General features: G+C 65.4%; 9 protein-coding genes. 4 read left to right on the forward strand and 5 right to left on the reverse strand.

What is annotated here, in order from left to right:
- Positions 1-160: 160 nt before the first annotated feature.
- Positions 161-541, forward strand: a complete 381-nt coding sequence (locus NCG91_RS07835; protein WP_099665628.1) for a hypothetical protein — start codon at positions 161-163, stop codon at positions 539-541.
- Here the strand turns inward: NCG91_RS07835 and NCG91_RS07840 are convergent, their stop codons facing one another.
- Positions 542-3547 carry a sensor domain-containing diguanylate cyclase gene (locus tag NCG91_RS07840; RefSeq protein ID WP_251349296.1) on the reverse strand — a complete coding sequence of 1002 codons (3006 nt, stop codon included), beginning with the start codon at positions 3545-3547 and terminating at the stop codon, positions 542-544.
- A 264-nt stretch (positions 3548-3811) separates the two neighbouring features.
- On the opposite strand from NCG91_RS07840, the gene NCG91_RS07845 reads away from it, so the two are divergent.
- The gene (locus NCG91_RS07845; protein ID WP_251349297.1) at positions 3812-4531 is read left to right on the forward strand and encodes a helix-turn-helix domain-containing protein; all 720 of its coding nucleotides are present in this window, start codon (positions 3812-3814) and stop codon (positions 4529-4531) included.
- Here NCG91_RS07845 and NCG91_RS07850 read toward each other — a convergent pair.
- Together NCG91_RS07850 and queC are read right to left on the reverse strand one after the other, a co-directional pair.
- A complete protein-coding gene (locus tag NCG91_RS07850; protein WP_251349298.1) occupies positions 4515-5420 on the reverse strand; it encodes a sterol desaturase family protein in 906 nt (301 codons plus the stop codon). The genes NCG91_RS07845 and NCG91_RS07850 overlap by 17 nt on opposite strands.
- Before the next feature lie 78 nt (positions 5421-5498).
- Positions 5499-6224 carry a 7-cyano-7-deazaguanine synthase QueC gene (gene queC, locus NCG91_RS07855; protein ID WP_099665632.1) on the reverse strand — a complete coding sequence of 242 codons (726 nt, stop codon included), beginning with the start codon at positions 6222-6224 and terminating at the stop codon, positions 5499-5501.
- 221 nt (positions 6225-6445) lie between these two features.
- Here queC and NCG91_RS07860 point away from each other — a divergent pair, with 221 nt between their 5' ends.
- Together NCG91_RS07860 and NCG91_RS07865 are read left to right on the forward strand one after the other, a co-directional pair.
- The gene (locus tag NCG91_RS07860; protein ID WP_251349299.1) at positions 6446-8359 is read left to right on the forward strand and encodes an autotransporter assembly complex protein TamA; all 1914 of its coding nucleotides are present in this window, start codon (positions 6446-6448) and stop codon (positions 8357-8359) included.
- The gene (locus tag NCG91_RS07865; protein WP_251349300.1) at positions 8359-12786 is read left to right on the forward strand and encodes a translocation/assembly module TamB domain-containing protein; all 4428 of its coding nucleotides are present in this window, start codon (positions 8359-8361) and stop codon (positions 12784-12786) included. Before NCG91_RS07860 ends, NCG91_RS07865 begins: the two co-directional genes overlap by 1 nt.
- Positions 12787-12860: 74 nt before the next feature.
- Here the strand turns inward: NCG91_RS07865 and NCG91_RS07870 are convergent, their stop codons facing one another.
- Complete coding sequence (locus tag NCG91_RS07870) at positions 12861-13100, reverse strand: hypothetical protein (protein WP_099378551.1); 240 nt, start codon at positions 13098-13100, stop codon at positions 12861-12863.
- Between the two features lie 24 nt (positions 13101-13124).
- Entirely contained in the window at positions 13125-13277 is a 153-nt protein-coding gene (locus tag NCG91_RS07875; RefSeq protein WP_168208500.1) for a hypothetical protein, read from the reverse strand.
- Positions 13278-13394 lie beyond the last annotated feature (117 nt).

Genomic DNA, 13394 nt, shown 5'->3' on the forward strand with positions numbered 1-13394 from the left:
TACAAGAAAAGAAATCTTGTTCCAGATCAGTGTTTTTCTGGCCCCCAGCGCCTTCCATACCGTGAAAATGACAGCCTGTCGCACGCCGCTGGCGGCAAGCCGGGCGCATCCCTACAGTGTGAGCATGCAACACCCCATCACCCACACATCGAGGCCTATCATGAAAAAACTGCTCACCTTCGTCCTCATCGTCATGCTCGCCTGCCTGTTCCTCGACAAGATCAGCGGCAGTGGCAGCGACATGCACATGCAGTTCAACGGCGACGATGTCGACGGGCCGCTGGAGTGGCTGTTCGGCCTGGTGTTTGCCGGCGGCGGCTTGCTGATCGCCGCCATCGCGGTGGTGTGCGCCGCCGTCATCACGGGAGTGGTCCTGGCCGGCGTGGGCGTGGTGCTGATCGCGGTGGTGGCGCTCTGCGTGGTGCTGGCGCTGGCCTTGAGCACGCCCGTGCTGCTGCCGCTGCTGATTCCCGTCGCCATCGTCTGGCTGATCGTCAGCCGCAACCGCAAGCAGGCGCAAGCGCGTCAGCACAGCCTGTAATCACTGCGCCATGAACTTACTGAGCACGCCGTCGCCGCCGCCGTCATTCTGTTCGATGCGGTTGCGCCCGCCCCGCTTGGCCCGGTACAGCGCCTCGTCGGCGCGCGCCAGCACGGCGTCGCAATCGGCATCGGTACCGGCCATGGCGGCCATGCCGATGCTCACCGTGATGGTGATCACAATGCCGCCATCGATGGTCAGCGAACTTTCCGCCACGCGCCGGCGCAGCCGTTCGGCGAACACGGCGGCGGCGCTCAGATCCGTGCCAGGCAGCAAGATGGCGAATTCTTCGCCGCCCACGCGACCCGGCACGTCGACCTTGCGCAGCGCCTGGCACATCAGCGCGCCCAGGTGGCGCAGCACGGCATCGCCCACCGCGTGGCCGTACTCGTCGTTGACGCGCTTGAAGTGATCGATGTCGAGCATCAGCACGCTGGCGCAGCTGGCCAGCTCGCGCTGCAACCGCGCATGCTCGTTTTCCAGCGCCGCCATGAAGTGGCGCCGGTTCGGCAAACCGGTCAAAAAATCCGTGGTGGCCAGTTGCAGCAGTTCCGCGTTCATGCGCTTGCGCTCGGTGATATCGAGCGAAGACACCATGACGAAATCGAGGCTGTCCGCATGGCCCGGCATCACCAGCAAGCTCAATTCATTTTGCCGCGCCGCACCATCGAGACGCACGAAGCTGCTCTCGCACTCGTACAGGTGGGCGCCGCCAGCCAGCGCCAGCAGCGCATCGCCAAAGCGCGGCAAGGCGCTGTCGTCGAAATTCTGCGCCAGGCCCAGCGCGCCGCGGCGCTGGTCGTCCTCGTTGGCGCGCACCTGCGCCAGCGCGGCGCCGTTCGCATCGATGATGCGCACCATCCCCGCCAGCCGCTGCAGCGCCTCCGGATGGGCCTGGAAATGGGCGCCCAGGTCGCGCACGCCCGCTTGCTCGAGAACATCGAGCGCGGCGCGCACGGCCGACCAATCCTGTTCCCACAGGGCCACGGGCGCATGGTCGTACAGGCTGCGGAAACGCGCTTCGCCGGCGCGCAGGGCCAGCGCCACTTGCGCCTGCTCAATGGCCATGCCGGCCAGGTGCGCCGCCTCGCTCAGCCGCGCCAGGTGCGCCGCGCCCGGCAAGGTGGGCTGGCGGTGATACGCCATCAGCACGCCCAGCAGCTTGCCCGAGCCGCCACGCACGGGTTCGGCCCAGCACGATTGCAGCTGGGCCCGCCACGCCAGTTCCATCGTCTCTTGCGCATCGGCAACGGCGTGCAAGTCGCCGACGATCACGCGCAAGTCGTCGCGCAGGGCTTGCGCGGCGATGCCATGCACGCCCTGCAGGGTGTCGAGGTCATGGCCATGGCTGGCCAGGTTGAAGAACGCGGGCAAGCCCGGCGCCGCGCCCAGCACCAGGCGGTGGCGGCTTTCATCGAGCAGCAAGATGCTGCACAGCATGGCGGGATGGTCCGCCTGCACGCTCAGCACCACGCTTTCCAGCACCCGTTCCAGCGGCGCGCCCGTGGCCAGCATTTCCAGCACTTGCCGCCGCGTATGCTCGCGCCGCTCCATCTGGCTGCGCTCGCTGATATCGCGAAACGTCCACAAGCGCGCCTGTTCATTGCCCAGTTGCATGCTGCGCACATATTGCTCGACCACCCGCCCATCGCGCAGGTGCAGCACGTCGCGCCGCTCGCGGTGGCCGTGCGGCGCATGGACGCGTGCTCCGAGGAAAGGCGCCGCCTGCTCCAGCTGGCTTTCCACATGGCGCACCAGCGCCGCGCCGTCGGCTTGCCAGTCGAGCGCATCGGGCACTTGCCACAGGTCGCGGAAGCGCCGGTTCGACGTGAAGATGCGGCCATCGATGTTGTCGACCAGAATGCCGTCGATGGTCGAATCGAGGATGCTGCGCAGCATGGCCTGGCTGCGCTGCGCCGCCTCGGCCATCGCCAGCACGCTCGCCTGCCCCTGCTCCAGCTGGCCCGTCAGTTCGCTCGAACGCGCCAGCGCCACTTGGGCGCGGGCGCGGCCCGCCGCCAGCAGCCAGGCGGTCAGCGCCAGCACGATGCTGGCCAGCAAGCCGGTCAAGGCCACCAGGCGGGGCCGCGCCAGCAGTTCGCCATCGAAACCGGGCATGGCGCGCACGCGCAAGGTCCAGGCATGGCCGGCGATGGTGATCGTTTCCTGCGCCACCAGGCTGTCCGACGCGGCAGACGACAAGGCGCCCTGCAAGCTGTCATACATCAGGGCCGCCTCGGCCAGTTGCGCGCCATCATAGATTTCCAGGTCCAGCTGGCGCGCGCTCTCGCCGCCCACGCCCGCCATCAGGTCGCCCATGCGAAATGGCGCAAAGACCCAGGCGCGCAAGGCGGCGCGCCGCTGCTCCACGCTGCCGTGCAGCAAGCTATTCTCATACACGGGCAGCACGATGAGAAAACCATGCGACTGGGCGCTGCCGCCATCCTGTACCAGGTGGATCTTGCCCGTCATGGCGGCTTGCCCCGTGTCGCGCGCCTGTTCGAGCGCGGCGCGGCGCACGGGTTCGGAGCCGATGTCGTAGCCGAAGGCCAGCAGGTTGCTCTCGCTCAAGGGTTCCAGATAGGTGATCGGCGCATGCCAGGCGCGCTGGCCGTGCGGACGCACGGCATAGCCGGGATAGCCTTCCGCGCGCACGCTCGCTTCATGCCGCGCCAGGGCGGCGCCGGACAACAGCGGCAGGTAGCCGATGCCATGGATGCCGGGAAAGTGGCGGTCCACCTGCTGCACCGCCAGGTAGGCATGAAATTCGCGGCGCGTGACTTCCTGCGAACTGGCATACAGTCCCTGCACCCCGTGCAGCACCTGGATATAGGTCTGCATGCGGCCGGCGATGTTGTTGACCAGTTCGTGCACGCGGAAATCAAAATCGGCCCGCACCTGCTGTTCGCTGGCATCGTGGGCATTGCGCCAGGCGCCATACGTCAATCCCAGGCACAGCGCCAGCACCAGCGCGGCCAGCACGCGCGGTCCCATCCAGTGCGACACTGGCCCAGCAAACCACGACGTAGACGCGCGTGTAGGCATGACAGGATGACAAGCAGAACGGATATCAAACCGCTTCACGGCCAGCGACGTGGCTGGCGGCGGGCTGCAGGACTACCATCGGTAGTCGATGAGAATGATAGTACGTTACAGCGGGCGGCCTTGCAATGCTGAATATTGTATTAAAAAAATCACATATTGCGCCAATGCAATGATGTGTGCTCCAGGAAAATTCGATGCCGTGAAAACAATCCACCACTCGCTGATATGATCGCCCCGCAATCCATCACCTGGGAGTCGCGTTTGCAACAGGATAGCTGGCAGGGAACACTCTGGCTGGCGCCGGACTTCGCCATCTTGCATGGCGCGGCGGGCGCCACGGATAACCACGCCCATTATGCGCACCAGTTGATGCTGAGCACCGGGGCGCCTTTCACGGCCGAGCTCGACGGCATCGTCCACACGGCGCGGCACTTGCTGGTCGATAGCCTGCGTCCGCACGCCATCCTGGCCGCCCCGGCGCCCATGTTGACCATCTATGCGGAGCCGCAGCGCCTGGGCGGCCCGGCCCTGCTGGCAGCGGCCGGCAGCGCAGGCATGCCCAGCCTGGACAAGCTGGCTGCCGCGCTGCAGGCGCAGCCGCGCGAAATCCTGGCCGACGCGCGCGTGCAGCGGGCGCTGGACCAGGTCGATGTGCTGCTGTCGGGCAAGGTCAGCGCGGCCGCCGTGGCCGAGGCGGCGCATTTGTCGCTGAGCCAGCTGGAACGCCTGTTCAGCGCCCAGCTGGGCTTGCCCGTGCGGCGGCTGGTGCTGTGGCGCCGCCTGCGCCTGGCCATCCGTTTCATCTTGCTCGGCAGCACCCTGACGGAGGCGGCCCACGGCGCCGGCTTTGCCGATGCCGCGCATTTTTCGCGCACCATGCGCAGCCTGTTCGGCGTGCGCGCCGACCGCAGCTTGCGCCAGCTCAAGGTCACGCTGCTCGATTGAGCGCATGCTTCAAGCCGGCCGGCAGCTCGGGCGCGCGCACGCCCTCTTCCGCGCGGAATGGTTCCAGCAGTTGCGCCCCGTACGCGGCCGGGTAATCGGGACGGCTGCCGATGCCCAGATCCTCGCCCCGCATGCGGTAGCCGGGCGCGTCGAAACGCGTGCCCAGCAAGCGGTCCCAGCAGGTAAAGAACAGGCCGAAATTCACGTCGCCGGCCGTGCCGTATTTCATGTGATGAAAACGGTGCAATGGCGCCCAGGCAAACACGTGGCGCAATGGCCCCATGCGCATGTCCACATTCGCGTGCTGCAGCAGCAGCTGGATCGCCACGGCAAACGCCAGCACGGCCATGACACGCTCCGGTATGCCCAGCAGCAACAAGGGCAGCATGCCGCCCGCCGCTTCCAGCAGCAGGTGCAGCGGGTGTTTCATCCAGCCGTTAAAACCGTACAGGCGCGTCACGCTGTGGTGCACGGCATGCAGTTTCCACAAAAAATAATAACGGTGGCTCAGGTAATGCACGAGCGTGATGCCGCAGTCCGCGATGAGGATGGCCAGCAGCAGCTGCGCCCAGAACGGCAACTGGCCGGGCCAGAACGGACCCAGCGCCAGGTGCCCGGCCAGCAGGGGGAAGATGGCCAGTCCCAGCAGGTACAGCGCTTCATTGACGAGCGCGTGCGCAATGTCGCGCCAGCCGTCGCCGTGATCGTGGTTCCACGCGCCGTCATACGGCAGGTAACGCTCGGCCAGAAAGGATGTGAGCAGGGCCAGCAGCAACAGCGGCGGCAAGACCCGGAGAGAGAATTGGCACAGCGCCACCAGCACGGTGGCGGCGCCGATGAAGCCGGCCCAGAAGACGGGGCCGTACAGCGCGGCAAAGAGGGATTTCATGGCAAGACGCTCCTGTGGCAAAAACCACAGCATGGCCTTGTCCCCCGCCCCGCCGCTTGAAGAAACGGCGCAAACTGCTTATTTGGCCGCCGGCTTCGCAGCCTTCCTCGCCGCGTACTGCTGGTAGCCATTCGCGCGCAGGGCGCAGGCGGGGCAGGTGCCGCAGCCATAGCCCCAGTCGTGCAATTCTCCCCGCTCGCCCAGGTAGCACGTATGCGTGCCGCTGCGGATCAGGTCGACCAGCGGCTGGCCGCCCAGGTCTTCCGCCAGGTCCCAGCTTTGCGCCTTGTCCAGCCACATCAGCGGCGTTTCCAGCTTCAGGCGCGTATCCATGCCCAGGTTCAGGGCCACTTGCAGGGCCTTCATCGTGTCATCGCGGCAATCCGGATAGCCGGAAAAATCCGTCTCGCACATGCCGCCGACCAGCACCGTCAAGCCGCGGCGGTAGGCCACGGTGGCGGCCACCGTCATGAACAGCAAGTTGCGTCCAGGAACAAAAGTGTTCGGCAAGCCGTTTTCCTGCATGACGATCTCGACGTTCTGCGTCATGGCCGTATCGGAAATGGCGGAAATCAGGGACAGGTCGATCATGTGATCCTGGCCCAGGCGGCTGTCCCACTCGGGCGACTGCCGGCGCATCTGTTCCAGCACGCCGGGACGCACGGTCAGTTCGATCGCATGGCGCTGTCCATAGTCAAAGCCGATAGTTTCCACGCGGCTATAGTGTTTCAAGGCCCAGGCCAGGCAGGTGGTGGAATCTTGTCCACCGCTAAAGAGCACCAGTGCGGAGTCCGTTGCTAGCATAATTTCTTTCTTTGAGTTTTGTTCTGTCCAATAGTGCGCGGGGAAACGAGATTCCCCATGCAAAAAATACTTATTCGTCCGCCATCAGTTTACCTATTCCGGTAACATGCAGTCAGCATTTACTCATCTGGAGCACCATGTTTTCTGCACGACCCATACGGCATACGGCTGCCGGCAAGGCGATACGACCACGAATTTTGGCACAAGTAGTGACAAAAGCAATGGGTCAACTGACACTGGCGGCCGCCGGCAGTGTCATCTTGCTGTTCCCCATCGCCCAGGCCGCCGCGCAGGAGGGTGCGCAACAGAGCGCGCAAGACGCGCCCGCCGACAGCGCCGCCACGGAAGCGGCGCCCGCCCCGCTGCAGTACGAGGTCAAGGTCAACGCGCCGGGCGACCTCGATGAGTTGCTTGAAAAAAACCTGGACCTGGAACGCTTCCGCGGCAACCCGCGCATGGACCGCGAGCAATTGCAGCGCCTCGTCCGTGATACGCCCGAGCAAGCCAGGAACCTCGTCGCCACGGCCGGCTACTATACGCCCGTCGTCACGGTGCGCGTCGATACGAGCGGCGCCAAGCCTGTCGTCATCGTCGACGTCGATCCGGGCGAGGCGGTCACCATCGACAAGGTCGAACTGGAATTGCGCGGCTTCGACCCCACGCCGCCGCTGGCCGCCAGCGAGCCCTACGATACGGAAGCCCTGAAGCGCAGCTGGTCGCTGAAGACGGGCAGCGTGTTTCGCCAAGCCGACTGGGAATCGGCCAAGCGCGCCCTGCTGCGAGAAGTGGTGCAGACGCGCTACCCGCGCGCCCAGCTGGTCGACACGCAAGCCGTGGTCGACCCGGAAACGCATAAAGTCTCGCTGCTGGTAGTGCTCGACAGCGGCCCCGAGCTGCGCTTCGGCGAGCTGCGCATCGAAGGCTTGAAACGCTACGATCCCAGCATCATCCGCAACCTCGACAAAATACGCCCGGGCGAGTACTACAGCGAATCGGCGCTGCAATCGTTGCAGGCGCGCCTGCAGGACACGGGCTACTTTGCCAGCGTGGAAGTGAGCGCCGACATGAGCAGCATCCTCAGCGAGCAGATCGAGGCCGGCCAGGAAAGCCAGCAAGCCGAGGCCGAAGGTGCCAGCGCCGCCGCCGAAGCCAAGCCCGTCAACCGCGGCCCCGCGCCGCTGCTGCCGCTGGTGGTGCGCGTCACGGAAAACAAGCAGCAGAACGTCAGCGCCGGTCTCGGTTTCAGTACGAACACGGGCAATCGTGCCCAGCTCAACTATGACAACCTGAACGTGTGGGGCACGCGCTTCAAGAGCGCGATCACCATGGAAACGAAGAAACAGGCGGCGCACGCCAATTTTTACTTTCCAACGACCGAGCGCGGCTACAACGACAGCGCGGGCGCCTCGTTCGAGCGCAGCGACATTTCCAACGAAATCACGGCCGTCACGACCATCTCGGCCAAGCGCAACTGGGGCGGCACCAACCTCGAGCGCAGCCTGACGTTCGAGTTCCTCAGCGAGGACAAGACGGTGGTCGGCCTGGAACAGACGCGCAGCAAGAGCTTGCCGCTGACCTATGCCATCACCAAGCGCAGCCTCGACAGCCTGCTGTTCCCCACCAAGGGCTATGTCATCAACGCCCAGGTGGGCGGCGCCCTGCTGCCCGTGCTGACGGACGAGCGCTTCGTGCGCGTGGCCGGCAAGGCCGTGTATTACCGTCCGCTCGGTGAAAAAGGCGAGCTGATCGTGCGCGGCGAAATGGGCGCGCTGGGCTCGAAAGAAAAACGCGGCGTGCCGGCCGTCTACCTGTTCCGCGCGGGCGGTGACCAGTCCGTGCGCGGCTATGGCTACCAGGAACTGGGCGTCAAGGAAGGCGACGCCACCATCGGCGGGCGCTACATGCTCACCGGCAGCGCCGAATACCAGTACTGGTTCAAGCCGAAGTGGGCCATTGCCGCCTTCTATGATGCCGGCAACGCGGCCGATACCGTCAAGGCGGCCATGACGCCGAAATCGGGCTACGGCCTGGGCGGGCGCTACAAGAGCCCCGTCGGCCCCATCAATGTCGACGTGGCGTATGGCCACGCCGTCCACGCCTACCGTTTGCACTTCTCTCTGGGATTCACTTTCTGATGTCCGATATTACTACCGAGTCCCCCAACGGCGCCGCGCCGCCACCGCCGGCGAAAAAGGCCCGCCGCTGGCCCCGCTATGTGGCGATCGCCGTCGCCAGCCTGGCCGTGCTGCTGGGCGCCGCCTTCTGGTTCCTTGGCCGCGAATCGACCCTGCAGATGCTGGTGCAAAAAGTGGCCAGCGCCAGCGGCGGCGAGATCGCCGTGTCGGGCGTGTCCGGCTCGCTGTACAACCGCATGCACCTGGGCCACGTCAGCTACCGCAGCAAGACGCAGCACATCACGGCCGAGAATATCGACATCAACTGGTCGCCGTTCCAGTTCTTCTCGGAAGGCATCGCCATCAGCGAACTGCATGTGGCCAGCCTGTCCGTGGAAAGCACGGCGCCGTCCGAGGAACCGTCGACGATGCCCGCCAGCCTGGCTTCGCCGTTCAAGATCGGCATTGCCGACGCGCGCCTGGACAAGGTGACCCTGGTGAGTCCGGGCGGCAACACAGTGTTTGAAAAGATCCATTTCACCTTGTCGGGCGACAAGACGCAATGGCAGCTGGAAGACGCCTCGGCCCTCACACCGTTCGGCCAGGCCACGGCCAGCGCGACGATTGCCGCCACACAACCGTTCAAGCTGTCAGGCAAAGCCGGCTTGACGCAGATCAACCCCGCCGCCGGCGAAAAACCGGCCGCCCTGGCCCTGCAACTGGGCGGCGATCTGAATGTGCTGAACGTCACGGCCAAGGGCAGCGCGGGCGCGGCCACGGCCGACGCCCAATTGGCGCTGGCGCCGTTCGACCCCGTCATCATCCTGCGCTCGGCCAGCATCAAAGGCCGCAACATCAATCCGGGCAAGTTTGACGCGACCTTGCCGCAGGCGGACCTGAGCCTGGAACTCGACGCCGCCATCGATACGCGCCCAAGCGCGCAAACCGTCTCGGGCAAGCTGGCCATCCTCAACCACGCGACACCGGGCCCCATCGACCAGCAAAAGCTGCCGCTGCGCCAGTTCGAGGCGAGATTAGGCGGCACCCTGACGGCGACCACCCTGGAGTCGGCCCTCATCGATTTCGGCACCGCAGGCAAATTCACGGGCAGCGGCAAGCTGAACCGCGACGCGGCCGATGCCCCCATCGGCAATGCGCAGCTGACCTTGCACACAGACAAGATCGACTTGCAGCACATTTACAGCAGCATCAACAGTACGAAGATCGTCGGCGATATCGTGCTCGACAGCGACGGCAAGACACAAACCCTGCGCGCCAAGCTGGGCGAAGCCAAGCTGCGCCTGGACGTGGAAGCCACCCTCGCCGACTCGCTCGTGCAATTGCGCAAGGCCACTTTGCAAGCGGGCAAAAGCAGCGTCAACGCGACGGGCCAGATCAGCCTGAAGGATGAACAACCGTTCAAGGCCGTGGCCAGCACCAGCCGTCTCAATCCCGCCGACTTCGGCGCCTTCCCCGTGGCCGACCTGAACCTCGACGTGCGCGCCAACGGCTACGTGGCACCGCAATGGCTGGCGAATGCGGATTTCACCGTGCGCCCCAGCAAGCTGCTCGACCAGCCCCTGTCCGGCAAGGGCAAGCTGACGGCCGATGCGGCCCATTTCAGCGGCATCGACGTGCAATTGGCGCTGGGCAAGAACAACGTGACGGCCAAGGGCAACTTCGGCGGCGCCGGCGAAAAACTCAACTGGAACGTCGATGCGCGGCAACTGTCCGCCCTGCAGTCCGACTTGCTGGGCAGCGTGCTGGCCAGCGGCGTGGTGCAAGGCACCATGCAGCAGCCGCGCACGACGTTTGTTGCCGATGCGAAAGGGCTTGGCTTGACCAGCGGCAAGCGTCCCGCACCGGACAGCGCCATCCATGCCAGCGGCGACATGGGCTTGACGGGGCCGAAACAGGCAGCGGAACTGAAAGTGACGGGTTCCTTGCAAAAGATCAATCCGGCCGCGTTTGGTGCTGCACTGCCCAACGGCAACGTCAACGCGGATTTCAACGGCAGCGGCCGCCTGAGCGGCGACTGGCAAGTGGCCCTCAACCTGGCCCTGCGCGAATCGACCTTGCAAAATGCCCCGCTGGCCGGCTACGCCAAGCTGTCGGCCAATGCGAAACGGATCGACAGCGTGGATACGGAACTGCGCCTGGGGCCGAACAGTCTGCTGGCCAAGGGCGCGCTGGGGGGCGCCACGGACAAGCTGACGTGGAAACTTGATGCGCCGCAACTGTCGACCCTGGGCCCCCGCTTTGCCGGCGTGCTGCAAGCGTCCGGTTCCGTCAGCGGCAAGATGGACGCGCCGGCCGCGCAGCTGACGCTCGATGGCCGCGATCTGACCTTCTTTGGCGACCAGCAATTGAAATCCATCAAGGGCAGCGCCAGCGTGGGCGCCGGCCAAGGCGCGCTCGACCCCATGGCCAGCAGCCTCGACATTACAGGCTACAGCACGCCCACCTTCAAGCTGGGCAGCGCCCGCCTGGCCACGACGGGCACGCGCGGCAGCCATACCGTGAGCCTGGCGGCGCGCAACGACGATTTCGATGCCACCGTGCAAATCCGCGGCAGCCAGAGCGGCGCCAGCTGGACGGGCACGATCGACAGCCTGCAAAACAAGGGCCGCTATGCGCTCGTGCTGCAAGCGCCCGTGCCCGTGAAAGTGGCGGGCCCTGCCGGCAGCGGCGTGGCAGGCCTGGGCCAGCCGGAGCAGATCAGCGTGGGCAACACCGCCATCAAATTGCCTGCGGGCAGCATCACCATGCAAAGCCTGGTCAAGAACGGTCCCCGCTGGACCAGTTCCGGCCAGGCGGCCGGCGTGGCGCTGACGTATCTGGCGCAAGTGATTCCCTCGCTGCAAGCCAATGCGCGCAGCGACCTGACCTTGGGCGCGCAATGGTCGCTCGACATGCAGGTGCCGACGGCGCAGCAGAAAGATCCCTCCCTGGCGGGCATGCTGCACATCTACCGCGAAAAAGGCGACGTGACGGTGGGTGTGGAACAGCCGCTGGCGCTGGGCTTGCGCACCTTCGACGCCCGCATGGATGTCGCCAACCAGCAACTGCGCCTGGCCGTGAAACTCGACGGCGCGCGCGCGGGGCAGAGCGATATCAATGCCACCGTGCAAATGCTGGGCGGGCGCATCAGCAACGACAGCGCCCTCTCCCTGACGGGCACGACCAGCATCGATACACTGGCCTGGCTGGCGCCGCTGACGGGCCAGCCGGGCCTGGAACTGGGCGGCGCCCTGAAAGTGGCCCTGTCCGGCAGCGGCACCATCGGCGCGCCGCAATTGAATGGCGACATCAACGGCAGCAAACTGCTGGTGAACTGGGCCGACCAGGGCTTGAAATTGCGCAATGGCGTGCTGCAAGCCAAGCTGGCCGGCGATCAATTGCAATTGCAGCGCCTGAGCTTTGATGGCGGCGATGGCAAGGTGCAGGCAGACGGCTGGGTACGCTTTGCGAATGGCGAAGCGAGCCTGGAACTGAAATTGATGGCGGACCGGCTGCAGGCGCTGTCGCGCCCCGACCGCACCTTGATCCTGTCGGGCAACAGCACCCTGGTCCGCAACGACAAGCGCTTCAGCTTCGAGGGCAAGTTCAAGGCCAACCGCGCGCTGATCGAACTGGCGCCGCAAGATACCCCCACGCAAAGCAGCGACGTGGTGGTGCTGGGCAAGGAAGTCAAGGGCAGCAAGGAAGCGCCGTCGCTGCCCCTGAATATCGACCTGGAATTTGACCTGGGCAATGCCTTCCACTTGCGCGGCATGGGCATCGATGCGGACCTGGCGGGCAATGTGCGCGCCAGGGTCATCAACCGCGCCGCGCCGCGCGTGACGGGCAGCATCAAGGTTGTCACAGGTCAATACGCCGCCTACGGACAAAAGCTGTCGATCGAACGGGGCTTGATCGCCTTCACGGGCGCCTACGACAACCCGTCGCTGAACATCCTGGCCGTGCGCAAGCGCCCCGAAGGCGAAGCCTTGTCGGAAACGAATGTGGAAGCGGGCGTGGAAGTGCGCGGCACGGCCCAGGCGCCGACGGCCAAGCTGGTGTCCACCCCGAGCGTGTCGGACAGCGACAAGCTGGCCTGGCTGATCCTGGGCCACGGCGCGGAAACGGCGGCCGGCGATGAAATGGCCTTGCTGACGACGGCGGCAGGCGCCCTCTTCGGCGGCTCCGGCGGCGGCTTGCAGGGCAAGCTGGCCAATTCGCTGGGACTCGACGAAGTGGGCCTGTCGCAGGCGCAAGGCCTGGAAAGCACGGTCGTCACCGTCGGCAAGCGCCTGTCCTCGCGCGCCTACCTGACGTTCGAGCAAGGCACGAGCACGGCGACGAGCCTGGTCAAGCTGCGTTACAAGCTGAACCGCCGCATCACCCTGCAATTCCAGACGGGCACGAACAATGCCCTGGACGTGCTGTACACGTGGGCGTTCGACTAATCAGACGTTGAAATGCAAGAAACAACAAAGGGCGCCTCGGCGCCCTTTTCTTTGATCTGCCGCAAAGGCAAAACTTACTCGGCCACGTCGAGGCCCCGCTCGATCATGCCTTCGACGTACGCGCGCAAATATTGTTCCAGCGCAGGGCCGGACAGCACGTTGGCCGTCAGCGCGCCATGGGGCGAGCCTTTCAGCACGCCGTCGTGATACACGCGCGCAATCCAGGCCACGTCCGTGCCCTGGGTGTAATCGAGTTCATAGTCGAACGATTCTCCGCTGACTTTGCGTGTGTAGACTTCCTTGACAATTGCCATCTAAAACAGCCTTTCTTGACGAGATTAACTGGGATGCGGGTGCGGCACGGGATCGTCCTGCGGCACCGGGTGCACGGGCCCCGGATGGTGCCCGGGCGCTTCTTGCGGCTCCGGCGCCGGCATGGGTTCATCGACGGGCGCCGGGTCGGGCGCGCGGTGGGCATGGATGACGGACATGGCTGGCCTCCCGGCGGACAAAAGAAGACCATACCACGAGATGCCCGCCGCCTGTCCATGTTTGCCTGCCGGCTTGACGTCCGCGGCCGGCGGCACGGCGTGACAAGGCATAGTGCT

The sequence above is a fragment of the Janthinobacterium kumbetense genome, from assembly GCF_023703445.1.
Taxonomy (GTDB): Bacteria; Pseudomonadota; Gammaproteobacteria; order Burkholderiales; family Burkholderiaceae_D; genus Janthinobacterium; species Janthinobacterium kumbetense.

Excerpts from the sequence above, each read along its gene's own strand:
- NCG91_RS07870 (WP_099378551.1), bottom strand. The coding sequence starts at position 13,100 with ATGGCAATTGTCAAGGAAGTCTACACACGCAAAGTCAGCGGAGAATCG.
- NCG91_RS07875 (WP_168208500.1), bottom strand. The coding sequence starts at position 13,277 with ATGTCCGTCATCCATGCCCACCGCGCGCCCGACCCGGCGCCCGTCGAT.
- NCG91_RS07860 (WP_251349299.1), top strand. The coding sequence starts at position 6,446 with ATGGGTCAACTGACACTGGCGGCCGCCGGCAGTGTCATCTTGCTGTTC.
- NCG91_RS07835 (WP_099665628.1), top strand. The coding sequence starts at position 161 with ATGAAAAAACTGCTCACCTTCGTCCTCATCGTCATGCTCGCCTGCCTG.
- queC (WP_099665632.1), bottom strand. The coding sequence starts at position 6,224 with ATGCTAGCAACGGACTCCGCACTGGTGCTCTTTAGCGGTGGACAAGAT.
- NCG91_RS07865 (WP_251349300.1), top strand. The coding sequence starts at position 8,359 with ATGTCCGATATTACTACCGAGTCCCCCAACGGCGCCGCGCCGCCACCG.
- NCG91_RS07850 (WP_251349298.1), bottom strand. The coding sequence starts at position 5,420 with ATGAAATCCCTCTTTGCCGCGCTGTACGGCCCCGTCTTCTGGGCCGGC.
- NCG91_RS07845 (WP_251349297.1), top strand. The coding sequence starts at position 3,812 with ATGATCGCCCCGCAATCCATCACCTGGGAGTCGCGTTTGCAACAGGAT.